General features: G+C 41.7%; 19 protein-coding genes and 2 pseudogenes. 6 read left to right on the top strand and 15 right to left on the bottom strand.

Annotation, left to right across the window (positions count from 1 at the left end):
* The first annotated feature begins 29 nt into the window (after nt 1-29).
* Together FVA69_RS02865 and FVA69_RS02860 are read left to right on the top strand one after the other, a co-directional pair.
* Complete coding sequence (locus tag FVA69_RS02865) at nt 30-1,736, top strand: ABC transporter ATP-binding protein/permease (RefSeq protein WP_164528372.1); 1,707 nt, start codon at nt 30-32, stop codon at nt 1,734-1,736.
* Nucleotides 1,726-4,515 (top strand): M16 family metallopeptidase, encoded by a 2,790-nt coding sequence (locus FVA69_RS02860; RefSeq protein WP_164528371.1) that lies wholly within the window; start codon nt 1,726-1,728, stop codon nt 4,513-4,515. Before FVA69_RS02865 ends, FVA69_RS02860 begins: the two co-directional genes overlap by 11 nt.
* A 93-nt stretch (nt 4,516-4,608) precedes the next feature.
* Here the strand turns inward: FVA69_RS02860 and FVA69_RS02855 are convergent, their stop codons facing one another.
* Entirely contained in the window at nt 4,609-5,748 is a 1,140-nt protein-coding gene (locus FVA69_RS02855; RefSeq protein ID WP_117162876.1) for a hypothetical protein, read from the bottom strand.
* A 204-nt stretch (nt 5,749-5,952) separates the two neighbouring features.
* Between FVA69_RS02855 and FVA69_RS02850 the strand changes: the two genes are divergently transcribed.
* A complete protein-coding gene (locus tag FVA69_RS02850) occupies nt 5,953-6,447 on the top strand; it encodes a GNAT family N-acetyltransferase (protein ID WP_164528370.1) in 495 nt (164 codons plus the stop codon).
* 59 nt (nt 6,448-6,506) lie between these two features.
* Here FVA69_RS02850 and deoD read toward each other — a convergent pair whose 3' ends face one another.
* The 10 genes from deoD to FVA69_RS02800 all read right to left on the bottom strand — a co-directional run bounded on the left by deoD (nt 6,507) and on the right by FVA69_RS02800 (nt 18,599).
* Complete coding sequence (gene deoD / locus FVA69_RS02845; RefSeq protein WP_004914779.1) at nt 6,507-7,223, bottom strand: purine-nucleoside phosphorylase; 717 nt, start codon at nt 7,221-7,223, stop codon at nt 6,507-6,509.
* Nucleotides 7,224-7,621: 398 nt separating this feature from the next.
* Complete coding sequence (deoB, locus tag FVA69_RS02840; RefSeq protein ID WP_004914781.1) at nt 7,622-8,845, bottom strand: phosphopentomutase; 1,224 nt, start codon at nt 8,843-8,845, stop codon at nt 7,622-7,624.
* Between the two features lie 52 nt (nt 8,846-8,897).
* Complete coding sequence (gene deoA, locus FVA69_RS02835) at nt 8,898-10,220, bottom strand: thymidine phosphorylase (protein WP_004914783.1); 1,323 nt, start codon at nt 10,218-10,220, stop codon at nt 8,898-8,900.
* Nucleotides 10,221-10,268: 48 nt separating this feature from the next.
* Nucleotides 10,269-11,048: a deoxyribose-phosphate aldolase gene (gene deoC, locus FVA69_RS02830; RefSeq protein ID WP_110731409.1), complete on the bottom strand. Its 780-nt coding sequence runs from the start codon at nt 11,046-11,048 to the stop codon at nt 10,269-10,271.
* 494 nt (nt 11,049-11,542) lie between these two features.
* The gene (locus FVA69_RS02825; RefSeq protein WP_181937082.1) at nt 11,543-12,826 is read right to left on the bottom strand and encodes a NupC/NupG family nucleoside CNT transporter; all 1,284 of its coding nucleotides are present in this window, start codon (nt 12,824-12,826) and stop codon (nt 11,543-11,545) included.
* A gap of 305 nt (nt 12,827-13,131) precedes the next feature.
* Nucleotides 13,132-13,917, bottom strand: coding sequence for a TatD family hydrolase (locus FVA69_RS02820; protein ID WP_226537941.1), 786 nt, complete (start codon nt 13,915-13,917; stop codon nt 13,132-13,134).
* Nucleotides 13,910-15,007 carry a patatin-like phospholipase family protein gene (locus tag FVA69_RS02815; RefSeq protein WP_004914789.1) on the bottom strand — a complete coding sequence of 366 codons (1,098 nt, stop codon included), beginning with the start codon at nt 15,005-15,007 and terminating at the stop codon, nt 13,910-13,912. Before FVA69_RS02815 ends, FVA69_RS02820 begins: the two co-directional genes overlap by 8 nt.
* A gap of 132 nt (nt 15,008-15,139) precedes the next feature.
* The gene (locus FVA69_RS02810; RefSeq protein ID WP_110731411.1) at nt 15,140-15,550 is read right to left on the bottom strand and encodes a BON domain-containing protein; all 411 of its coding nucleotides are present in this window, start codon (nt 15,548-15,550) and stop codon (nt 15,140-15,142) included.
* 192 nt (nt 15,551-15,742) lie between these two features.
* Nucleotides 15,743-17,332 (bottom strand): peptide chain release factor 3, encoded by a 1,590-nt coding sequence (prfC, locus tag FVA69_RS02805; RefSeq protein ID WP_004914793.1) that lies wholly within the window; start codon nt 17,330-17,332, stop codon nt 15,743-15,745.
* A 202-nt stretch (nt 17,333-17,534) separates the two neighbouring features.
* Nucleotides 17,535-18,599: a tartrate dehydrogenase gene (locus FVA69_RS02800; protein ID WP_164528368.1), complete on the bottom strand. Its 1,065-nt coding sequence runs from the start codon at nt 18,597-18,599 to the stop codon at nt 17,535-17,537.
* Between the two features lie 102 nt (nt 18,600-18,701).
* On the opposite strand from FVA69_RS02800, the gene FVA69_RS02795 reads away from it, so the two are divergent.
* Nucleotides 18,702-19,616 (top strand): LysR substrate-binding domain-containing protein, encoded by a 915-nt coding sequence (locus FVA69_RS02795; protein ID WP_164528367.1) that lies wholly within the window; start codon nt 18,702-18,704, stop codon nt 19,614-19,616.
* Between the two features lie 34 nt (nt 19,617-19,650).
* Entirely contained in the window at nt 19,651-20,556 is a 906-nt protein-coding gene (locus FVA69_RS02790) for a helix-turn-helix domain-containing protein (protein WP_109911835.1), read from the top strand.
* 45 nt (nt 20,557-20,601) lie between these two features.
* Here FVA69_RS02790 and FVA69_RS21805 read toward each other — a convergent pair.
* From FVA69_RS21805 to FVA69_RS02775, 4 genes and pseudogenes are all read right to left on the bottom strand, one after another.
* A pseudogene (locus FVA69_RS21805) lies at nt 20,602-20,910 on the bottom strand (2Fe-2S iron-sulfur cluster-binding protein); the annotation flags it as partial.
* Between the two features lie 96 nt (nt 20,911-21,006).
* A pseudogene (locus FVA69_RS21800) lies at nt 21,007-21,492 on the bottom strand (ferredoxin reductase); the annotation flags it as partial.
* A gap of 79 nt (nt 21,493-21,571) precedes the next feature.
* Entirely contained in the window at nt 21,572-23,020 is a 1,449-nt protein-coding gene (locus FVA69_RS02780; protein ID WP_109911833.1) for an NAD-dependent succinate-semialdehyde dehydrogenase, read from the bottom strand.
* 38 nt (nt 23,021-23,058) lie between these two features.
* Nucleotides 23,059-24,186, bottom strand: coding sequence for an aromatic ring-hydroxylating oxygenase subunit alpha (locus FVA69_RS02775; protein WP_004914806.1), 1,128 nt, complete (start codon nt 24,184-24,186; stop codon nt 23,059-23,061).
* A gap of 322 nt (nt 24,187-24,508) precedes the next feature.
* On the opposite strand from FVA69_RS02775, the gene FVA69_RS02770 reads away from it, so the two are divergent.
* Nucleotides 24,509-26,068 carry a BCCT family transporter gene (locus tag FVA69_RS02770; protein WP_196718585.1) on the top strand — a complete coding sequence of 520 codons (1,560 nt, stop codon included), beginning with the start codon at nt 24,509-24,511 and terminating at the stop codon, nt 26,066-26,068.
* Nucleotides 26,069-26,119: the final 51 nt, after the last annotated feature.

Here is a 26,119-nt window from a genome sequence, read left to right as displayed (position 1 = left end):
AAAATAAAACAACAAATGAACAAAACGTCATGAAGACACTGAAACAATTTTTCTATTTAGTAAAACCTTTTTGGGGGCAGCGTGCTGCCCTTTTGTGCTGGATACTGCTGTTTGCCTCACTCGGGCTCACGTTGTCCTCGGTTTGGTTCAACGTCAAAATGAACATGTGGAATGGGGATTTTTATAACGCCCTACAAAAACTCGACGGCCAAGCGCTGTATGGCTTATTGCAATACTTTGTGATTTTAGTCAGCGGGCTAATTTTTGTCGTTGTTATGGGTAATTACCTAAAACAAATGCTGATTATCCGCTGGCGCAAAGGCATGACGGAGCAAGTACTTAGCCGTTGGTTATCCCCAAATAGCAAACATTACCTATTAAGGCTGACATCACAAGAGCCAGATAACCCAGACCAACGTATTGCCGAAGATATTCGTTTACTGATTGAATCGACATTAAATTTAGTGGTGACATTCCTCCACTCAATGTTAACTCTGATTTCATTTGCGGCCATCCTTTGGACACTTTCCGGTAGCCTGTTGTTTAATTTTGCCGATAGCGACTGGACCATACCCGGCTATATGTTCTGGGCCTGTATCATTTACACCTTGATTGGTATCGCCCTCACCCAATGGATAGGTTTTCCACTACGTCGCTTGCATATGGATAAACAGCGCCGCGAAGCGGATTACCGTAGCTCATTAATTAATTGCCGCCAACACGGTGATGCCATCGCAGGGCAGCGTGGTGAAACTCAAGATAGAAAAGAACTGATGGGGCGCTTTGGTGAAATTATTAGCAACTGGAACCGCTTGATCCGTTGTGAGCGGAACCTCTCTTTCTACACAGTGGGTTACCAACAAGTTACCGCCTTAGCGCCTGTATTACTCGCATTACCTAAATTCCTTGCGGGTGAAATCATGTTGGGTGGCTTAATGCAATTGCGCCAAGCCTTTACCAGTGTTGCCACTTCACTCGGCTGGTTTATTTTTGCCTATAAAGAAATCGCCGCATGGCAAGCCACAGTCTCCCGTTTATACAACTTTGTGGTTTTATTGGAAAACGATAACAAAGCGGTGGTTACTATCGACGAAAAATCGCCACCTCTGATCGCTAAATTATCCGTTTCTACCGCAGACAACCGCTGCTTAATTAATTCCGTGAATATAACCGCCAAACAAGGCGAATTAACCTTGATTCGTGGCCGTTCTGGTGTTGGTAAGTCCACCTTATTACGCACGCTAAGTGGGCATTGGCCTTTCTTCAACGGCACTATCAGCCGAACAGAAAAAGTTATGTGGATCCCACAACGCCTCTATTTACCAATTAGTCGGCTTGATAGCTTATTGGCTTATCCCAAAGCAACATCCCAATTTAGTCAGCAAGATTTTCAATATGCATTGATGTTAGTCGGGTTAGAAAAGCTGCATCACCAACTCGCACTCGAAACTGATTGGAACAACCGCCTATCTGGTGGAGAACAGCAGCGCATTATGTTTGCGCGTTTATTGCTCAACCGACCAAAACTACTGTTATTGGATGAAACCACCTCTGCCCTTGATGAAAACAGCGCATTAGAACTCCTCGCTCTATTGAAAGCTGAGTTACATGACAGTGCCATTATTTTGGTTAGCCATCAGAGCTTCGTTGCTCAATTTGCGGAACAACAAATATTGCTCGTTGAACCTGCGAGTGAAAAATCCTTAAATACAGGAACACCTGAATATGCTTCGTAAAATTACCTTCGCCACACTGGTAAGCATTCTGCTCGGTGGCTGCGCAGGCAGCACATCTGTGAGCCAAAATTCAACCTCACTGTTGCCTGTACGCGGTGACCTGCAACACTATCAACTCGAAAATGGACTGCAAGTTTACCTTCTACAACGCAATCAACCTGGAGTTGAACTGCGTTTGTTGGTCAGTAGCGGTTCATTGCAAGAAAATGAACAGCAACTTGGTCTCGCGCACTTTACTGAACATATGGCGTTTAAAGGCACCAAACATTTTCCGGGAACCACGGGGTTCAAACAGCTTGAACACCAAGGGCTTAAACTCGGTAGCCATGTTAATGCGATCACCAGTTTAAATTCCACACTATATAAATTATCACTCCCTGAAGCCACGACAGCACAAGTCGCCACGGGCTTACAAGTGATGGCTGATTGGGCATCAAATATGACATTTGACCAAGACGCCTTTGAAAAAGAGCGTCCTGTCATTGTTGAAGAGTGGCGCTTACGCCAAGGGATGGGCTATCGCATCAACGATAGTTTAGAAAAATTACGCTACCACGGTAGCCGATACGTCGATCGCAACCCAATTGGTTCATTAGATGTGGTACGCAATGCCCCGATTGAGCAAGCGAAAAGCTATTACCAAACATGGTATCAACCTCAGCGAATGTCACTATTAATTATTGGTGATTTCAATAGTTCATCAGTACGCAATCAGGTTGATAATTTATTTGCGCTCCCTAAACCCGAAAAAGTGGCAGAAGATAACCCGCAATGGAAACAATTTGCCCACTCAACCAATATGTTAGTGCAAGGCGTGTTTGATAAAGAGCAAGGGGCGCGTTATGTGCAATTTGCCTTACAAAAGGATGTTAGCGCACCGCTAAATACGCGCTTAGGGCAGTCCGAAGATTTACTCGATAACCTCTGGTTAGCCATTTTAAACCAGCGTTTCTCCGTCATGGTGGATAACGGCATTTTGCCGTCGATTAGCATCAATGAACAAGGGGCAATGTTAGATAATCAGCGCTTACAACAGTTGATGATCATCCACCCGAAAGGCAATGATTACCAAGGTGCGACTGAGATTTTATTTACAGAGCTACAACGCCTTGCTACTGAGCCGGTTACCCAAGAAGAACTTGATTCTGCAAAGCAAGCCATGCTGAAAAAATTTAGCCAGCAAGCCGCTTCAGAACAACGTTATAGCAATGAATATTTAGCGGGGCAACTCACTACGGCACTTGAATACGACATGCCGATGTGGAATAAGCGCCAGCAGTTAGATAACAGCTACCAATTGATAAAGTCTGTCAAACCGCAGGATTTACAACAACATGTCGCTAAATTCCTACAAACCGCCTCCCCGCGTTTAGCATTAATTGGACCGGATACAGATGCCGCGACAATGGATAAGTCCGCATTTAATCAACAATGGCTTAAAATACGCCAAAGTACACCCGGGCCATTTACGCTGCGCTCCAAAGCGATTCAACTACAGCTACCTCAAGTTCCCAAAGGGGATATTGTTGAGCAATCTAAGCTACCGGTTGAAAAAACAGAGCGTTGGACATTAAGCAATGGTATTCAGGTCATTGTTAAAACAGATAAAAATCTGAAAGATGACATTCAATTTAACTTGCAATTACCCGGTGGTCGCTCGTTAGAAACGCAACAAACGGCAGGTTTAACCGATTGGGCATTGAAACTTCCTGAAAGCAGCGGTTATGGGAATTACAGCGCTCGTGATCTGGCTTTACTGGCAAAACAAAACCAAATTAGCGTTCGCCCATACAGTGAATTACTCACGCATGGTTTTCGGGGAAAAACCCCTGTCGATAACCTCGAAACGGCTCTACAACTACTCAACTTGAAGCTAACAGCGCCTCAATTTAGTGGCGAAAAGTTAGAGCAACAAAAACAATCTTTTGCTTTAAACTTATCCAAAACTCCCGTAGAGCGCACGTTCCTTGATAATATCAATAAAGAAAGCTATACCCATGGTGAATTTTTAGTGATCAATCCACAGGGTAGCTGGCAACAATTTACTGCTCAACAGTTGCAGCAAGCCAACCGCCAATTACTCACGTCAACAGCAGATATGACACTGGTCATTACAGGTGCAATGAATAGCCGTGAGCTAAAACCGCTGTTAGAGCAATGGGTTGCATCACTGCCGCAAAGTAATCAAAAACTGGTATCTCGTGACCAAGGGATCATACCAAAAATGGCCAGCTTTAATAAAACATATCCCATCAGTAGCAGTGATAAAAGCATGGTCAGCATTCAATTCGCCTCACCCGCCGTATGGAGCCAACAAGATAGCTTAGCAATTCAACTTATTGATACCATTGTGAGCCAACGTCTGCGCGGCGAATTACGTGAAAAAGCCAGCGGGATCTATGCATTAGGTTTTTCACAGATGTTAGCAAAAAAACCGCAACCTTATTACCTCGCTCGCTTGAATTTCACCACGTCACCTGAGCGCGCTGAAGAAATGACGCAAATCGCCCAAAAAACGATTGGGCAAATTCGTCAAACAGGTGTGAGTGAAAAAGAGTTAACTGAAGCAAAAAATATTTGGCTCACTGAAAATTCACAAGTGACGGATAGCTCAAGCTATTGGACCGAAGCTTTGGCACAGATTGCCGCCGATGATGGGCAATATCAGCGTTTAAGCCAACAGCAAGATATTATTCGCCAACTCACGGTTGAGGATATTAACCGCTTGGCTCGTCAGTATTTAGGGCAGAATTCAAAAGTGTTTATGATGACGCCTTAATTTTCTAATAAATAAAAGAATGGCTATCAAACAGCTGTTAGCCATTCTTTCTAAGATTGACGTTTTTAATATAACTCTCTCATTCCAATCTATTTAAAATAAATTATTATATATCCTTAAAATTTTAAATTTCATATCAATAAAGAAATTTAAAATTCTGTGCTTAACACTTGGATTTTCTATCTCATGAATGATCTTATTAATTTTTTTCTCATCATTACTTCCAACAGGAAAGTTTATACCATACTTCAAATAACCTATGGCCGATGAGTAAACTTCTGAGATTTCATCTCTTTTCATTTTTCGCAATAAAGATTTAACTTCAACTAAATTTATTTCAGATAAATATCTTCTCTCAACAGCCTCATTAATGATTTTCTTTAATTCCATAGGAGTTGTTAATTTTCTTTCATCGTTCAAGCGAATTTCATTTAGAATATTATCAACCTCTAGATTTCTCAAATCGGTTGTTGATGTAGCCTTATCATGAGTATGGTGCTCAGTTCTATTAAGTTCGCATTTTAGTCGTTCAATAAAAACACGACTTATCCATTTAGGGTCTTTTTCATTGGATGAGATGTTTTTAAGCACATTTTCAATCGTTTCCTTAACGATATAGCTCCCTTGATTTTTATTTAATTTATCAATGTGTTTTAAGCATTCTTGAGTCTCACCTTCCTCTACTTCTTTTTCTGATAAATACGACTTCACATACTGCTTCACCTCTTTGATAGATGAATTAGTTGCAAGGGCTATTTTCAACTGTAACTCTACATCTATATTGATTGGGTCTGTTTCTTCTATATCCTGATTGTTTAACTTTTTATCCACCACTTCAATATTGTTATTAACTTTTTCCTCTGATTTTTTTTCAATAGTCCTAGGTGTTAATTTTTTCACTACTTCAACTCGTGATGTTTTAATATTGTCGTCTATATATTTAGCCTCCATGGTAATAGGATTATTATTTACTTTACGAATATCATTCGGAAAATATTTTCTAAGTTTACATTTAATTTTATCGGAACCTATACTTGTTAAAGATAATCTTCCTTCATTCAGCAACTTTAAACTTTCTTCTGAATTAGCTTGTATTAACCTTTTTATTTCATTAACAATTAAGTTTTTTGACTTTTTACTAATATTATCTTTATTTCCTTTTTTTTGAATCATCATAGCCAATGTGTCACCGCTGGCTATATTTGTATCATTTTTTCTGAGTGTAATCCCCATAATTTTTCCTCTTTTCTTAATAGATAACTACATTCAAAAATAATATATAAATAGATAAATATTCGATATCAGATAGCGCTACTCCTATACATAGGTGGCATATTTAAATAACACATTGATATCTAGCATAATCTAATTGACACAACGATAATTAAGTGGAATTAATACCCTTATATATAATAAATAACGATAAAGAGATTCTATATGAATAACATAACCATCCGCAGAGCAACACTGGACGATGTGCCTGCAATCACCCAAATGCACGCTGACTATTCCGCGTATGCGAATACTTTACAACTGCCATACCCAACAACAAATACGTGGGAAGCTCGCCTAAGTGCTAATGACCCGCTAGTCACACAGTTTGTGGCCACTATTGATGATGTCGTTGTCGGGTTACTCGTTATCCATCAACCCAGCCAAATACGCCGTCGCCATGTTGCGACTTTCGGTATTACCGTCAGTGAAGCCCACCAAGGCAAAGGTATTGGCTCACAACTGATGCAAGTGATGGTGGATTACTGTGACAACTGGCTGAATGTCCATCGCATAGAACTAGAAGTATTCGCCGCAAATGGTAGTGGCGTCGGGCTGTATGAAAAGTTTGGTTTTGAACTAGAAGGCCGCATGAAAGATTATGCATTTCGTGATGGGCAATATGTTGATGCGGTGATGATGAGTAGGATCAAAAAATAGCGATAAAAAAATGCCACACAATAGGTGGCATTTTAGCGCATCATGAAAACGTCTAACGACTATTTGTCGCCTAACAGCACGGAGTCCAGTGCAATTTCAATCATCTCATTAAACGTGGTTTGACGTTCTTCTGACGTTGTTTGTTCGCCAGTTTTGATGTGGTCAGAAACGGTACAAATCGTTAATGCACGTGCACCAAACTCAGCGGCAACACCATAAATACCCGCAGCTTCCATTTCAACACCTAGGATGCCGTATTTTTCCATCACTTTGAACATATCAGGATCTGGTGAGTAAAATAGGTCTGCTGAGAACAAGTTACCCACACGCACATTCACGTTTCTTGCTTTTGCCGCTTCAACCGCATTATGGACTAAGTCATAGTCTGCAATCGCTGCAAAATCATTTTCTTTAAAACGTTGACGGTTAACACGTGAATCAGTACAAGCACCCATACCAATCACAACATCACGCAATTTGACGTCATCCATTACTGCGCCACATGAACCCACACGAATAATCACTTTTACACCAAAATCAGTGATCAGTTCTTTCGCATAAATGGAGCATGAAGGGATCCCCATACCGTGACCCATAACAGAAATTTTACGACCTTTATAAGTCCCTGTAAAACCTAACATGCCACGCACATTATTGACTTGGCGAACATCCTGAAGGAAGGTTTCAGCGATGTATTTTGCACGTAATGGGTCGCCTGGCATCAGAACGACATCAGCGAAATCACCCATTTCTGCATTAATATGTGGAGTTGCCATGATTATTTCCCTTTAAATGATTAAATTTTTTTAAATGAATAAGGTGGTTCCCCACCTTATTCTTAAAAAAGATGACGGCAAAGCCTTGCCCATTACCTTTAACTGCGCACAATTACCCTAAATAATTTGAGTTGTCGCTAGGCGGCAAAGAAAATCATCCCTATGAGCATACATAAGTATGTGATTAGGAGGATTTTATGCAGCCAACACCGCGACAGCTCAAAGAATGACGGCAAAGCCTTGCCCATTACCTTTAACTGCGCACAATTACCCTAAATAATTTGAGTTGTCGCTAGGCGACAAAGAAAATCATCCCTATGAGCATACATAAGTATGTGATTAGGGGGATTTTATGCAGCCAACACCGCGACAGCTCAAAGAATGACGGGTAATGGGTGTTAGAGCATTGGTTTACCATACTCCATCGGCGACAAATCAAAGTACTTAGCGACTGTCTGCCCAATGTCCGCGAACGTTTCACGGTGACCTAATGAGCCAGGTTTAACTTTTGGTCCATAAATCAGTACTGGGATGTGCTCACGGGTATGGTCTGTACCTGGCCAAGTTGGGTCACAACCGTGGTCAGCGGTTAAAATCAGAATGTCATCTTCTTTAACTAATTTCATTAGTTCAGGTAAACGACGGTCGAACAATTCTAATGCTGCGGCATAACCAGCCACATCACGGCGGTGGCCGTATGCTGAGTCAAAGTCCACAAAGTTAGTGAAAACGATGGTGTTATCACCCGCCAGTTTCATTTCTTCTACCGTTGCATCGAACAGTGCATCAATACCTGTGGCTTTAATTTTCTTAGTGATACCAACATGAGCGTAAATATCAGCAATTTTACCGATAGAAACCACTTCACCTTGTTTTTCATCAACTAATTTTTTCAATACTGTTGGTGCTGGTGGCTCTACCGCTAAGTCATGACGGTTACCTGTACGTGTGAAGTTACCGGCTTTATCACCAACAAATGGACGCGCGATAACACGGCCAATGTTATAACCACCTTTGGTTAACTCTTCACGTGCGATTTCGCACAGCTCATACAGTTTATCTAAGCCATAAGTTTCTTCGTGGCACGCAATTTGGAATACGGAGTCAGCAGAGGTATAGAAAATCGGTTTACCGGTTTTCATGTGCTCTTCACCCAGTTGATCGAGGATAACTGTACCGGATGAATGGCAGTTACCTAAATAGCCCGGCAAGTTTGCTTTCTCGACTAAAGTATCCAGCAGCTCTTGTGGGAAGCTGTTTTCTTCATTAGAGAAATAACCCCAATCAAATAGCACAGGTACACCCGCAATTTCCCAGTGACCTGACGGGGTATCTTTACCCGAAGAAATTTCGCTCGCATAAGCGTATGCGCCAATAATTTCTGCATTAGGATCAAGGCCTGCAGGGAATGAACCGCTTGATTCTTCTCCTGCTTTACCTAAACCTAATTTTGTTAAATTCGGTAAATGCAGAGGCCCTTTACGACCAATATCCGCTTCGCCACGTGCGCAAGCATCTGCAATGTGACCCAGTGTGTTTGAGCCTTCATCACCAAATTTATGTGCATCGTGTGCAGCACCGATCCCAAAGGAATCCAAAACCATAATAAATGTGCGTTTCATATTTTTCTCCTGCGGTATTTTTAAATACGATATACCACTAAAATCTTGTGTATTACTCGCTGATTTGGCGATAAACCATTGGTGTAGCTTCAGGTGCTTTATCACCAATCACCATCGCTTCACGCACTTCCTTCGCGGCTTCTTCCCACGCTTTTTCACTATTTGCATGGATAATTGCCAGTGGCGTTTGGGTATCCACTTTGGCACCTAACGCAGCGATATCACTCAAACCAACACTATAATCAATTGGGTCTGTCGCTTTACGACGACCACCACCTAAAGTCACGACAGACATTCCCAGCGCACGTGTATCCATTTGCGTGATAATGCCGTCTTTTGGTGCATAAACCGCTTTGCTCAGCACCGCAGTCGGCAGGTATTTGTTGTAATTTTCAACAAAATCAGCTGGCCCTTTTTGCGCTGCAACCATACGGCCAAACACTTCTGCCGCTTTACCATTGTCTAATACTGCCTGTAATTTTTGACGTGCTTCTTCGCGGTTTGCGGCTAATGAGCCAGACACTAACATTTCTACGCATAGCGCCATGGTGACTTCATAAAGACGTGGATTACGGTATTCACCTGTCAAAAATTGTACAGCTTCACGCACTTCAACGGCGTTACCGGCACTGGATGCCAGTACTTCATTCATATCAGTTAATAATGCGGTGGTTTTACACCCTGCGCCATTCGCGACTTTAACAATAGACTCAGCTAGCTGTTCTGACTTCTCATAAGTTGGCATAAATGCACCTGAGCCAACTTTAACGTCCATCACCAGAGCATCAAGGCCTTCTGCCAATTTTTTACCTAAGATTGAAGCCGTAATTAGCGGAATAGAATCTACTGTCGCAGTGATATCACGGGTCGCATAAAAACGTTTATCTGCAGGTGCTAATGAATTGGTTTGCCCAATAATTGCTACCCCGACATCTTTGATAATGTCACGGAAACGCGCATCATCTGGGAAAATATCGAAATTAGGGATCGCTTCGAGTTTATCTAATGTGCCACCGGTGTGGCCTAAACCACGGCCTGAGATCATCGGTACATAGCCACCACACGCTGCGACCATTGGGCCGAGCATTAATGAAGTGACATCACCCACACCACCAGTTGAATGTTTATCAACTAATGGGCCATTGAGATTGAGTGATTTCCAGTTCAGCACCGTTCCTGAATCACGCATAGCTAGCGTTAATGCAACACGCTCAGGCATGGTCATATCATTAAAATAGATAGTCATTGCCAATGCAGCAATTTGACCTTCTGAAACTGAGTTATCGCGAACACCATTGATAAAGAAACGAATCTCTTCTTCGCTTAATGGCTTACCATCACGTTTTTTACGGATAATTTCTTGTGCCAGAAACACAATATGCTCCTTTAAAGTCGAATTTATCGGCTAACAATATTGCGAAAATTAATAGCTACTGCTTGATTTTTTAACGTCAAAACCCAGCGTATTTAATAAATTTGCTAATAAACTAGAAGCACCAAAACGGAAATGACGGCTATCTGCCCAATTATCACCTAAAATTCGACCAGCTAACGCTAAATATTCTGCCGCTTCTTCTGCGGTACGTACGCCACCAGCAGGTTTAAAACCAACAGTTTTTTCCACACCCATATCATGAATGACTTGCATCATGATTTCTGCGCTTTCTAATGTTGCATTAACAGGCACTTTACCTGTTGAGGTTTTAATAAAATCAGCACCCGCTTTAATGGAAATTTCAGAAGCTTTACGGATTAATGCCGCATCTTTTAACTCACCGGTTTCAATGATCACTTTCAACAGCACATTGGCTGCCGCGCAAGCGTCTTTACAGGCTTTCACTAAGTCAAAACCAATTTTCTCATTACCGGCAATCAATGCGCGATAAGGGAATACCACGTCAACTTCATCCGCACCGTAAGCAATCGCCGCTTTAGTTTCAGCTAATGCGATATCAATATCATCGTTACCGTGAGGGAAATTTGTGACCGTTGCAATACGTACATCTGGAGTGCCTTGTTCACGTAATGTTTTACGTGCAATTGGAATAAAACGAGGGTAAATACAGATTGCTGCTGTATTGCCTGCAGGGCTTTTCGCCTGATGGCACAGTGCGATGACTTTCGCATCAGTATCGTCATCATTTAAAGTGGTTAAATCCATAAGGGACAGCGCGCGTTGTGCGGCCGCTTTTAAATCAGTCATATAACTCTCCAACGTTGTTAATTCTTCAGAACGACACGTTCTTTGTTGGCGAGCGGGCTTGGTTCCTTAAAGATGCTAGTCGGATGCTTTCCGAACTGAGCAGCTGAGATCCTTCTCACCGCATCATGCCCTAGAGTCCTAGACTCTGAGAACTAGCAGTTCCATAGCAGCTTACTAATGCCTATTTGACCATGGAATGATGCCATTTTATGTGCTACAAATCACATTAATCGACTGAATGTTACATTATTAAAATAAAAAATGTGATCACAATCTAATTATAACATCTCTCGCCATCCATTTTTCTCTCAAATGGCTTTTCAATATATTCTTCATCATTAATTGACTAAGTTAAGAATAGTTGAAAATTTACGATTGATATAAAAAGTCACAAAAGAATATAGCGAATCAAAATGAAAACGGAAGGACTATTGCCCTTCCGATTGACTTATTTGAGTTTGAGATGATATTAATCTTACCACCAGATACATAAACTAAATGACTGCTGCTGCGCCTAATGTCAAGAAAAAGCCAGCAATCGTTGCACTCATTAAGTTAGACAGGGTACCGGCCATAACCGCTTTCATACCTAAGCGAGCAACATCACCACGGCGATTTGGCGCCATTCCGCCTAAGCCACCGAGTAAGATAGCGACGGATGAAAGGTTAGCAAAACCACATAATGCAAACGAAATAATCGCTTTAGTATGGTCAGAAAGTACTTGTTTACCTGCCGCCAGAACTTCAGCATCCGCTTTCATGTATTCACCAAAATTCATGAATGCAACAAACTCATTCACGACAATTTTTTGGCCGATGAAAGAACCGGCAATTGTCGCTTCACTCCACGGCACACCAATTAAGTATGCGATTGGGGCAAATAACCAACCTAACAATAATTCAAGTGATAATTGTGGATAATCAAACCAGCCACCAATGCCACCTAAGATACCATTGATCAATGCAATCAAAGCGATAAACGCCAATAACATTGCACCCACATTCAGTGCCAGTTGCATCCCTGATGATGCCCCAGAAGCGGCCGCATCAATGATATTAGCAGGGCGTTCATCTTCAGCGACTAAATCTGTCGCATCAACCCTATCTTTTACATCTTCTGTTTCTGGAACCATCAGTTTGGCGAATAACAAACCACCTGGAGCGGCCATAAAGGAGGCCGCAATCAGGTATTCCATCGGTACACCCATTTGTGCATAGCCCGCCAAAACTGAACCCGCGACAGAAGCTAAACCACCACACATAATGGCAAATAACTCTGATGTCGTCATTGTTGCAATATAAGGACGAACAACCAATGGCGCTTCCGTTTGCCCAACGAAGATATTTGCTGTCGCAGATAACGATTCTGTTCTTGAGGTTCCCAATATTTTTTGCAGGCCACCACCAAGTACTTTAATCACTAACTGCATGATCCCTAAGTAGTAAAGGACAGCAATCAATGAAGAGAAGAAAACAATGATTGGCAAAACGCGGAAAGCAAAAATAAAACCACCGCCGCCAAACAGTTCAAACATTTTATCGGAAACCAAACCGCCAAAGATGAAGCTCATCCCATCTTGACCATATCCAATAACTTTAGAAACCGCGTCAGACATCCCTTGGAGCACACTACGCCCCGCAGGAACATAAAGAACAAATGCACCAATGGCTAATTGAATTAAAAATGCGCCGCCAACTGTGCGTAGCCTAATTGCTCGGCGATTGCTGGAAAATAGAATAGCTATCGCGATAAGTACCGCCATTCCGATAATACTCATAATGAGCTGCATGGAAGGATCCCTGTTCACTTTATTTTAGGTTGATATATAAGGAAACGTGTAAGTCGCCTTGACTCTTAGTTTAATGATTATACCTAGTCATCACCAATAACCCGCAATACTCATCACAAATACATACTGCAATAAACAACAAAAATTCAAGTAATGTGATAAAAATCACAAAATCAACTCAGTTTAGTCTGGAAAGACACTAAAATCCCAATTAACCACAATAAAAACTAAATAGATTTAAATAGCTAATTAATGAAATTATATAAATATTATTTATGATTATGTATACGGTTTTACTGAGGAAGATTAAATAACGACAAACTATTGTTGTAAAGTTGTTGGGCTATTTCTGCAGGGGATTCGTGGCGAAGCTCACATAATGAACGAAAAACCCACTCAATACGCTCAGGTCGATTTGGCTCGCCTTGGAAACCTGAAACAGGCATATCGGGGGCATCCGTTTCGAATAATAATGAAGTCAAAGGAAGTTCTGACATCACATAGCGAGTTTTATTCGCTCTTTCATAGGTAATTGTCCCACCCACACCAATATAATAACCCAGCTTAACAAAGGCTTGCGCTTGAGATAGGCTACCAGCAAAGCCATGTACGACTCCACGAGCAGGAACATCAAAACGACGCAACATCGCCGCTAATGGGTCATGACTTTTACGTGAATGCAAAATAACTGGTAAATCAAACTGTTTCGCTAGCTTTAATTGGGCGGACAATACCACTTGCTGGCGTTCAAACTGAGGGTTTTGCATATAGAGGTCGAGCCCTATTTCCCCTATCGCCACACACTTTTTATTTTTTTGGTTAAGATAATCAACCAAAATATCAATGTGTTGCTCTTGAAACTGGCTCAAATATAACGGATGAAACCCCATAGCAGCATGCAACTGCGAATACCGCTGTGCCAGTTGCCAAACTCGTGCAAAATTATCCACACTCACGGTAGGAATAACAATATCACTCACGCCACTTTGTCGAGCAAGCTGCAAACTTTCAGCGAAGGAATCACTAAAAGGAGGGAAATCAAAATGGCAATGGGTATCGATAAATTGATGTTTAGCCATCACGGTTTTCATTTGCTGATATTGCGGCCAAAGGCATTGACGTGACAGGCTCTGCCACCAATTCCGGAATGAGTTCGTTCGGTACTTGTGGCTCAAGCTGAATATCTAATGGGTTAGACTCAATTTTTTGTGCCAAGGTATGGCTAAAGCGATTTGTGTTGTGCTCAAAGGCATTACCCAGTGCAGCAATAAAATAACGACCACACCGGCGCCCCGTATGGTAATCTTGATTAAGCGAAGACACCTTACTACCCAGTGCACTGCTTTTCAGTGGAACAGGTGGATAAATCTCAAAGACCTGTACATCTTTTGGTGGGTTTTCAATAAATTCTTGTGTTCTACGGTAGCTTTTCAGATGAACTTTCAGCATCGCAGCCATACGTTGTAGGCCATTCTTATCCCCTTCCAGCCACCGAGTCATTCTTTTCACCCATTCAGGGGTAAAATACATTTGGGAAGGCACGGTACGGATCACCACAATAGTCTCTGCACCGCGGCGGTATGCCTCTTCAACTGGGATAGCTGCACTAATGCCACCATCTTGGTAAAGCGTGCCATCAAATTCGACACCTGCCCGGTAAAAGCCAGGGATAGCGCTGGATGCGCGAATAATATCGAGCCAATTGTCAGCGTCAGGTTTTAGAAAAGCGGCTGAAAAATCATCACTGCGGCTTGCTCCCATATAGAATTCACGACCTGAATTTAATAAATCGAGCCCTGCTTGTATACGTAATGGGAATTCTTTTGCTGTGGTGTCGACGAGCCAATCTAAATCAATCAGATGGCCTCCACGGATAAAGCGTAGTGGATTAAAAAATGCCGAATTGGTCGTATAGCGAGTGATCACACGGCGCGCATAACCCGCTTGCCCACAAATATACGCAGACAGGTTTTGAGCCCCTGCTGAAGTGCCTATCATCAGATCAAAAGGGTTGAAGTCAGAAATAAGAAACTCATCCAGTACACCCGCTGTAAAAATCCCTCGTTGGCCGCCACCTTCACAAATCAGGGCAGTTTTTCCCGAGTTAATATTATCAAAGAATGCAAGCGGCTCAATCGTGCCAAGTGTAACTGAAACGTGTTTTCCCATAATGCCTCTAGATGACAGAAGTTCATTTGAAATAGCTCAAAAACAGAATGAGCTTCCTTTTGAAAGCCCACCCTATCAAGATTGTACAATAAATATTCAGCAATATGAGCTATTGAGACATTTATTTATAGATTAGTTAGCAATCACTAAACCATTTTGTACTGATTTTACCCCTTTAACTTGAGAGGCGACTTGGGTAATTTTATCTATCTGATCGGCTGATTTTACAAAGCCTGATAAGTAAACAACACCATTGACGGTTTTAACTGATACGCTGTTACTCGAAATACCTTTCGTACCCAGTAATTTTCCTTTTACGTCCGCAGTAATCGCTGAGTCATCAATGTACTCACCGGTATTTTTAGCGCCACTCGAAATGGCATTCCCAGTGTCTTTACCGGCCATTTCCACTGTCTTAGATGCACTGTCCCATGTTTCTGAAGCTTGTTTTTTCAAAGCACTATCCGATGATGAGCTACAAGCTGCTAGCGTCCAGCTCAACCCAATAACTCCTAACACGCTCAATAGTTTTGCTTTTTTCATAAAAACCTTCCTTTCACTGCAATGGACAACGAATAATATAGCCTAAGTAAAAAAATATAAAAAATAAAGAGAAAGGTAATAAAGACAGAATATTCTTGATGATAAGCACCAAAAAACAGAAAAAGAAGCTTTAAATGAAGTTCGAAATAAGATGACCCACTGACTATTGTTAGCCGTGGGCCATCAACGCAATTAGTGTTCGCGTGTTTTGCGGAATTTAACGTCAGGGTAACGTTCACTGGTGAGGTTAAGATTCACCATAGTCGGTGCGATATAAGATAAGTTATCGCCACCATCAAGGGCTAAGTTTTGCTCATTTTTGCGTTTAAACTCTTCGAATTTCTTCGCATCATCACACTCAACCCAACGCGCAGTAGAAACGTTAACGGCTTCATAGATAGCTTCAACGTTATATTCGCTTTTCAAACGCGAAACTACCACGTCAAACTGCAGCACCCCTACCGCACCAACAATTAAATCATTGTTAGTTAACGGGCGGAAAACCTGTACCGCCCCCTCTTCAGATAACTGAACGAGGCCTTTTAACAGTTGTTTTTGCTTTAATGGGTCACGTAAACGAATACGGCGGAATAATTCAGGGGCAAAGTTAGGAATCCCCGTAAACTTGAGTTCTTCACCTTGCGTGAAGGTATCACCGATTTGAATCGTGCCATGGTTGTGTAACCCAATGATATCCCCTGCATAGGCGTTTTCGACCTGAGAGCGATCCCCCGCCATAAAGGTTAAAGCATCAGAAATAACCACATCTTTTTTGATACGCACTTGGCGTAGTTTCATGCCTTTTTCATAAGTACCTGAAACAATACGCATAAATGCAACGCGGTCACGGTGTTTCGGGTCCATATTCGCTTGAATTTTAAATACGAAACCGGTGAATTTTTCTTCTGTCGCATTCACTTGGCGTAAATCTGTTTGGCGTGGCTGCGGCTGTGGAGCCCATTCAACTAAGCCATCTAACATATGGTCAACACCAAAGTTACCTAATGCAGTGCCGAAAAAGACAGGGGTTAATTCACCCTGCAAAAATGCATCATGGTCAAATTCATGGGATGCCCCTTGAACCAATTCCAGCTCATCGCGTAACTGCGCGGCTAGTTCCTCACCAACAGCGGCATCGAGATCGGGGTTGTTTAACCCTTTAATTATACGGACTTCTTGAATCGTATGCCCTTGGCCTGTTTGGTATAGGATTGTTTCATCACGTAATAAATGATAAACACCCTTGAATAGTTTACCGCAACCGATAGGCCATGTGATTGGACAACAAGCAATTTTCAGCTCATTTTCCACTTCATCCATTAATTCCATTGGATCACGAATATCACGGTCCAATTTATTCATGAAAGTTAAGATTGGAGTATCACGTAGACGGGTAACTTCCATCAGCTTACGTGTCCGGTCTTCAACCCCTTTACCGGAGTCAATCACCATCAAGCAGCAGTCAACCGCCGTTAATGTACGGTAAGTATCTTCGGAGAAGTCTTCGTGCCCTGGGGTATCCAGTAAGTTAACAAGACAATCATTATAAGGAAACTGCATGACAGAGGTAGTAATCGAAATACCACGCTGCTTTTCCATTTCCATCCAGTCAGATTTAGCGTGTTGATTAGAGCCACGGCCTTTTACCGTACCTGCACGTTGAATAGCATGCCCGAACAATAACACTTTTTCAGTGATTGTGGTTTTACCCGCATCGGGGTGGGATATGATAGCAAACGTTCTGCGTGTGCTAACTTCATGGAGAAAGTTCTGATCTGTCATTTAACCGTTCTTTTCGTTTATATACAGATTTGTATAAGCATTCGAAGAGGCTCAATGTGGCTCTTGGCGTCGCAAATCCGTCTTGTTAATCAAAATTGGCGGATATTTTCGCAGATCTTGGGGGTATTAACAATCAAAGCATCGAGGAACAGGCAAAACAGTCCCCCGATGGCTCACTAAATTGGCTCAATAAATACCGCCTTTAGGCACTGACTAAACGGGTAATTTCATCCCCTAGCGCCTGTGTACTAGCATTGCCTCCCATATCGCGAGTCAAATGTTGACGTTGTTTAATCGCTGTTTCTACTGCGGACATGATAGAATCATGCATCTCGGGACATCCCAAATGCTGCATCATCATGGCGGCTGCCCAAATCGTACCAATCGGGTTGGCAATATTTTGCCCTGCGATATCAGGTGCTGACCCGTGAACAGGCTCAAACATCGATGGGAATTGTTTTTCTGGGTTAATATTGGCCGATGGCGCAATCGCAATAGTTCCCGTACAAGCAGGCCCTAAATCAGACAAAATATCACCAAACAGGTTTGACCCGACAATCACATCGTAGAACTCTGGCATTCTCACTAAGTTTGCTGCAAAAATATCAATATGGAATTGGTCAACTTTGATATCTGTGTATTGCTTCGCCATTTCGGCTACACGGCTATCCCAATAAGGCATTGAATGAAATAGCCCGTTAGATTTCGTCGCTGAACTTAAATGTTTTTTCTCGCGTGACTGCGCCAAATCAAAAGCATATTTTAAGATACGGTCGGTACCTTTACGGGTAAAAATACTTTGTTGCAATACCATTTCTTCATCCGTACCTTCGTACTGAATACCGCCAATCGCAGAGTATTCCCCTTCAACGTTTTCACGCACGACATAAAAATCAATATCTCCCGGTTTTTTATCTGCTAGTGGGCATTTAATGCCATCAAATAAGCGTACAGGGCGTAAGTTAACATATTGGTTAAAAGCGCGGCGGATGGGTAATAGCAGCCCCCATAATGAAATATGATCAGGAACACCAGGGAACCCTACCGCGCCGAGGAAAATCGCATCAAATTTTTGCAACTGCTCTAAGCCATCTTCAGGCATCATGCGCCCAGTACGGTGATAGGTTTCGCACGACCAATCAAAATGAGTAAAGTTAAGTTTTACATTGTATTTATTGGCTGCTGCTACTAATACTTTTAATCCTTCAGGGATCACTTCGGTACCAATACCATCACCAGGAATAACCGCTATATTAAATTGTGACATTGTGAAAACCTCTGATAAATGAATTATGTCTGTTTGTTCTCCAGTTTAGGGGTTGCTGTGATAAAGTATAGATATGAAGTGTAATCCTTAGGTTTACAAACTATGAACAAGCTTCCTTCGTTAGAGGATATCCGCGTTTTTGTCACAGTTGCCCGCTTGATGAGTTTCTCTCAAGCGGCTTCACAGCTGTTAGTGTCCCCAGCTTATGTTTCTAAACGCATTAAATTGCTAGAAGAAAATTTAGGACAAATTTTATTTTTTAGGACTGCTCGCTCAATTAAGCTAACTCACGAAGGGCAAATTATTTTACGTAGCAGTGAAGTGATGCTAGCTGAATTGGAACAGATGCAACAGCAACTCAACGCCTGTCGCGAAGAGATCCGCGGCTCACTGCGTATCAGTTGTAGCACAGGGTTTGGCAGTACTTATATTAACCCGTTTATCCTCACACTACGGGGAAATTATCCTTTATTAGGTATTGATCTCACTTTAACCGATAAGTCTGTCGATATTATTAGTGAAAACATTGATGTTGATATCTGTATTGGCGGTGCAATAGCAGAGCAATTTATTGCAAGGCGAATTGCACAAAACCAACGAATTTTGTGCGCTTCACCAGCCTATTTAGCAAAACACGGCTACCCAAAATATCCACAAGAGTTAGAACAAAAACACTTTTGTATTGCGATTAAAGAGCGCAACCAAGCCCCCGCCGTATGGAAGCTTGAACAACAGCAAGAAAGTATGACGGTCACCCCCAATAGCAAATTAACCGTCAACAATGGTGAAGTCGCTAAACAATGGTGTTTAAGTGGCGAAGGGATCCTATTGCGCTCCCAATGGAGTGTGCAGCCTGAGTTACAGTCTGGCCAATTAGTACGAGTGTTACCGCAATGGCACCAAATCGCAGATGTTTATGCTGTATATTCGAGAAGTCTCCGAACGAGTGCTAATCTTAGAGTCTTTATCGAAAATCTAGAGCAATACCTTGCTACTCACTTATCACATGGTTTTTAGTTAACCCCATAAGTTATAAGGTAAACATGAATTGATGACAGAAACAGAGACATTCAAAGAACGTTTGTTGAAATTGCTAAAACAGAAAAAAATGAGTCAATTAAAAGCAGCTGAAGCCCTTGGGGTTTCCCGAACGGCGGTTAATAAGTGGACAAAAGGCGGTATGATTGATGAAGATAATCTTGAAAAGCTCGCCACGTTATTGGATGTCGACAAAATATGGTTGAAATACGGTGAATATACCAATAACCAAGTTACTGTTAGCAATTCAGGTGTCATGCGCAACATCAACGAAGTTCATCTGCAAGAATCGGCAGATATCGTGACATGGGAGTGGGACTTATTAACGGGAGAATTGAACTACTCGGACAACGTTGAAGCCGTTTATGGCATTAAAATCACCAGTAATGAAGATTTCTGGGCCTTAATGAGCCATGACTCCAAAGAAAAACTGGTCAATGGATATTCTAAAATTATCCGTGAAGGTGGTGCCCATGAAATGGATTTTAAAATTAACTGGGAAGACGATTACCGCTGGATCACCTCCCGAGCGACAGGGGTTAAAGGCCCGAATGGCAAAGTGACAAAACTGGTTGGGATCAGCTTAGACAACACAGAACGTAAAAATACCGAACTGCGCCTGCGTAAAATCAAATGCTATTTCGACGTCTTATTGTCCCATTTCAATCATTTAGTCGTATTTACCGATAAAGCAGGTGAAATATTAGCCAGCAACTTACACAACCAATCGACTGAAATAGATTACCTTGAACTACAACGTTTATTGTATCAATTAGTGATCAACCATAAGCCATGGTTAGATGAAGTATTTCGCACTGGGCGGGGGCAAATCGTATTTCAAGATAAGCAAATTACGGCTTATCAACACTTTAATGATGAAAAACAGCCTTTTTTAATGTTTGAATTAAAAGATATTTAAAACCAGTATCTTGCCCCACTTATGGCTAAAGCGGGGCAGCTTTGATTATAAATCAAGAACTAATCGTTTAGATTTAGCTCGCGAAACACACAACATCATCGTTTTTTGCTCGGCTTTTTCATCATCATCAAGGTAGTGGTCACGGTGGTCGGCCTCTCCCTCAAGTATCGCCGTCTCACAAGTCCCACAAACTCCATTACGGCATAAACATTCCACGTTAATGCGCTTATCAGCTTCGATTACCTGTAAAATAGACTCGTCTTTACCCACTTCCAAACTAAAGCCTGAACGTTGAAAATAGACCTCAAATGAATCCCCTTCACTGGTAATTTCACCAAAATTTTCAAAATGAACCTGTGATTCACCAAGGTGCTGATGACCCTTTTCAATCACCTCATTAATTAATGATTGAGGGCCACATACATACAGATGGCTATTACTCGCTTGTGCTTTAACCAATTGTTCGACAGACATTCGCTGCCCTTGGCTGCTGTCATAAAGAAATAACCGCGAGCCAATACGCTGTTGTAAATGTTCAAGAAATGCCGCTGTTGCACTATCACGAAAACAGTAATGAAGCTCAAAATCCATTTCATTTTCTTCTAGCTCATAGAGATAAGAAAGAAAAGGCGTGATCCCAATCCCACCTGCGATCAAAATATGCTTACATTGGTTATCCGCAGCTAATGAGAAAAAATTCTGCGCTGGGGACAAATATAAACTATCCCCAGCAGATAGGTGCTCATGCATAAATGCCGAACCGCCTTTCGAATTTTCATCACGTAAGACTGAAATACAATAGCTTCCACATTGCTGTGGGTCACTGATTAATGAATATGCACGTTGCAAACCAGCCTGCTCACCCATATGAACGGTGACATGACTACCTGCGCTAAAAGGCATTAGCGCGCCCTCTTGTGCAACAAACTCGAACATTTTGATATTTGGGCTAATTTGCTCAATTCGACTGACATTGACTGCAATTTTTTGTTGGTTCATCACAGTGCCCCTCTCATTATTCAATATCTAAACACAGATACTTAGTACTTAAATAATCCTCAATGCCATATCGAGAGCCTTCTTTTCCTAAACCTGATTGTTTTACTCCTCCAAAAGGAGCAACTTCATTAGAAATTAAGCCTGTATTGATACCGACCATGCCACTTTGCAGTTTTTCAGCAACGCGGTAAACACGGCTAACATCACGAGAAAAGAAATAAGCCGCTAAGCCATAAATCGTATTATTGGCACGAGCAATCACTTCATTTTCATCACTAAAACGAATCAATGTTGCAATAGGACCAAAGATTTCTTCATGAACAATCCTCATTGAGTCATCAACATCAACAAGAACTTTTGGATTAAAGAAATTGCCATACTCCGCCACTTCGCTACCTAAGGTTAATTGGTGTGCCCCTTTCGCGAGTGCATCTTGCAGTAACTCATTCATACCATCAATGGCACGTGTTGTTATCATAGGCCCAATATCCGTTCCTATTTCAAGGCCATTACCGACTTGCAATTTGGCGACTTCTGCAACGAACTTGGACTGAAATTCATCGAAAATAGCATCTTGAAGATAAAAACGGTTCACACAAACACAGGTTTGCCCGCCATTACGAAACTTCGCTTGCACCGCACTTTTTACCGCTTTATCAATATCTGCATCATCAAAAACAATAAAAGGCGCATTTCCCCCCAGTTCGAGTGATGTTTTTTTAATTGTCGATGCACACTGCTCAGACAATACTCGGCCAACTTGCGTTGAACCGGTGAATGAAAACTTACTAATAAGCTCATGTTTAGTTAGACGTTCACCTAAAACACGAGAATCCCCAGTAATGATATTGAATATCCCTGCGGGAATGCCCGCTTCATCGGCCAACTGAGCGAGGGCAAGTGCCGTAAAAGGCGTTTCAGTCGCTGGCTTGATGATAATACTACAACCCGCAGCCAGTGCTGGAGCCGCTTTACGAGTGATCATCGCTGCGGGAAAATTCCACGGAGTAATCGCACTGCAAACACCGATCGGCTGCTTGATTGTCGAAAGACGGTTACTTCCCACCGTTTGAGGGATGGTTTCCCCATAAACACGTTTCCCCTCCTCCGCAAACCATTCGATAAAAGAAGCCGCATAGCGAATTTCACCTTTTGCCTCATGCAACGGCTTACCTTGTTCAAGAGTCATTAAACGCCCAAGATCATCAACATGGGCTTCAATCAGCTCAAACCAGTGGCGTAAAATGATAGAACGCGCTTTAGCAGTAAGCTTACTCCAATCTTCCATTGCGACATGCGCTTGTTCAATAGCGTCATCCACTTGGGTGACTGACAGGCTGGGAATTGTTCCCAGCACAGATTGGTCAACAGGATTAGTCACAGGGATTTTTTTATCTGAATCAACCCATTGCCCATTGATGTAGCATGACTGACGAAATAGCGCAGGGTGAGTTAAATGATGCATTTGTGACTTCTCCTTTTGTTTTTTTATGGATAACGTGATTACTCAGTGTGTGCGCCAGCAACAATTTTGTGGAAATGGGCAACACCATGTTCACTAATTCCACTACGCTGTCTGTCAGCCATAATGCGCCCTTGGCCTCGGTAACCTCGTGATCGCAATCCTTTTTGTACACTTTCCACCAAGCGCAGATCTTCTGGGCGGAATACGGTACGATACCATTCAACTAAGTTTTTCTGATATTCAGTCAGTTCTTCATTGAGGAAATAAATATCATAGTGCTGCAAGGTTTCCCCTGCGTTCACTGGAAACTCATAAATCACCGTCATGAAATCCCCGCCAGGAGGCATATTGAACATGGTGCTTGGCCAAATCCAAAAACCAAAGAAACGAGGGTCTAAAACAGATTCATCAAACTGATAAGAGGACTCAGAGGGTTTTGCTTTACCAATTTGAACAGTCCAATTATCCAATAATTGGTGTTCGTATACGTTAACATCTACGGAACTTGCAAAGCTCACATGGTTAGTTGGACAGTGATAACACTCAATATAGTTATCAACGATGGTTTTCCAATTGGCTGGTGTATGACTAACAAAACGTGCAGCCAATTTTAAATCGCTAATCACCGCACATGCTTCTTGCATTTTTTCGGCTAAGCCTGGAAGCTGCTCTTCAATAGGTTGTGGTTCACCAACTGTCATATTTACATAGATAAACCCTGCATGTTCAATAACATGGAAGCTACTCAATGACATTGCATCTGCTTCAAAATTGTTCACATTCTCACAATTGGTCGCATGTGCTAGTTGACCATCTAACTTGAATGCCCACGCATGGTAAGGGCAAGTAATCACATTTTTGACTTTACCACTTTCACCGCTGATCAACTGGTGTCCACGGTGCGGGCAGACATTATAAAAACCACGCAATACATCATCACGACCACGAACAATCACGAGGCTTTCGCCAATGAGCTCACGAGTGATATACGAATTTTTTTCTTTTACCTCACTAACATGAGCGACACAAACCCATGAATTAGCAAATATTTTTTCTTTTTCATACTCAAAAACATCATTAGACGTGTAATAACGAGCAGGGATTGTCCATGCGTTATCAATATCAAGGTGATCATTAATCGAAATGACTTTAGCTGCATTGCTCATAATTGCCCTCACTTATGTAAACTTATAGTTAACATCTTTTTCAGGAATGTTAATGCAGATCGCATTAATGATCAAATGAAATATTGATAAAAATTTAATCAATAACATTTATTTGTTTTATAACAATGAATTGCATTAACAATAATTATTGCAACTGTTAATAATTAGTTAATTACTTGTTGACTACGTAATCTTTGCATGGCTATTCTCTGTAAACCAAAAGTAGCATTTAACAAAAAAGTACCCTTAAAAACAAAACGAGTATTCCCTGCAAGCCAACTCTCATAAAAGAAAAAAATAAGTGAGCAACTGGAGAAGAGGTATGATGAATCACAAAAAATCCGTATTTTACGTGTCGCTAGCCTTTAGTCTGGCGTTAATCAGTTTTGGGGCATTTATTCCTGATAAACTGGAAGCTTTTTCACATTCCGCCTTAAGTTTTATCTATAACAATCTAGGTTGGTTTATCCTAGGTTCCGTTTTTATCTTTTTCAGCTTTTGTATGTTTCTTGGATTTTCCAAATTTGGTCACATACGTCTTGGTGATGACAATGATAAGCCGGAATACAGCACAGTCACTTGGATTGCGATGTTATTCAGTGCCTCAATTGGTATCAGTTTGATGTTCTGGGGAGTGGCAGAGCCTGTTTCCTATTATATCAGCCCACCAGTTGGTCAAGGTTCAACAGAACAGTCGGCCAAAGCAGCCATGCAATATGTCTATCTACACTGGGGGGTTTCCGCATGGGCGTGTTATGCACTCGTCGGCGTGGCTTTGGGCTATTTCCAATTTAGGAAAAAGCTCCCGTCGTCACTTAGTTCTGTTTTCTATCCCTTAATTGGGGATCGGATCTACGGCTCTGTCGGGAAATGGATCAATATATTGGTGATGTTATCCGTCGTTATTGGTATCGCCACATCATTAGGTTTTGGTACACTACAAGTTAACAGTGGTATGAATTACTTATGGGGATTGCCCATTAGTATTTATGTACAAATTGGTTTGATTGCTATCATTACTGTTGTTTATGTTGCTTCGACAATTTCCGGGCTACAAGGGGCAATAAAACACCTATCAAACTTAAATATCATACTTGCTCTAGGATTGATGGCATTTATCTTTCTATCTGGCCCAACCCAAACTATCTTAAAAGTCTTATTCCAAGGCATTGGAGACTACGTCCAAAATTTTGTCAGCATGTCATTTCGCACTGAACCCTATAATGACGGTACTTGGATTGCTAACTGGACACTGTTTTACTTTGGTTGGTGGATAGCATGGGCACCGCTAGTTGGCAGCTTTGTGGCTCGTATATCGAAAGGAAGAACAATCAAAGAATTTATGATTGGCGCAGTATTTATTCCTGTATTAAGTGCTTTTGCTTGGTTTGCAGTCATGGGTGGGTCAGCAATCCATCTTATTCAAAATCTAGGCCAAACAGCACTGGCTGATGCCGTAAAAACCGATGTCACATCCGCATTGTTTAAGTTCTTAGACTATTTCCCTGCATCAACATTTATCAGTATTTTAGCCATTGCCTTAGTGCTGATTTTCTTTATTACTTCTGCTAACTCAGCGGTATTTGTACTGGGAATGGTCAGCGAAAATGGGAACCCAAATCCTTCTCATGTCACTAAAACCATTTGGGGAGTCATTATTGCAGCAATCGCGATCGTGCTAATTATGACAGGTGGATTATCAGGTTTGCAATCCGCACTGGTTGCTATGGCGGTGCCATTATCCATCATGATGCTAATTATGTGTTACTCCACCTATAAAGGCCTCAATGAAGAAGTCAATGCACAAGCTGCAGCCAAAAAAGAGTTAAAAGATAATATCCAAATAATTAGTAAACCTATCCTTCCTGAAATTGAAAAATAATCGTCACTAAAAGCACAAACCCCAGTATGTCTGACAACATATTGGGGTTTT

The sequence above is a fragment of the Providencia sp. PROV004 genome (assembly GCF_011045615.1).
GTDB classification, from domain to species: Bacteria; Pseudomonadota; Gammaproteobacteria; order Enterobacterales; family Enterobacteriaceae; genus Providencia; species Providencia rettgeri.
Note: the sequence above shows the minus strand (reverse complement) of the source record. Positions and strands in the feature narration are given on the sequence as shown.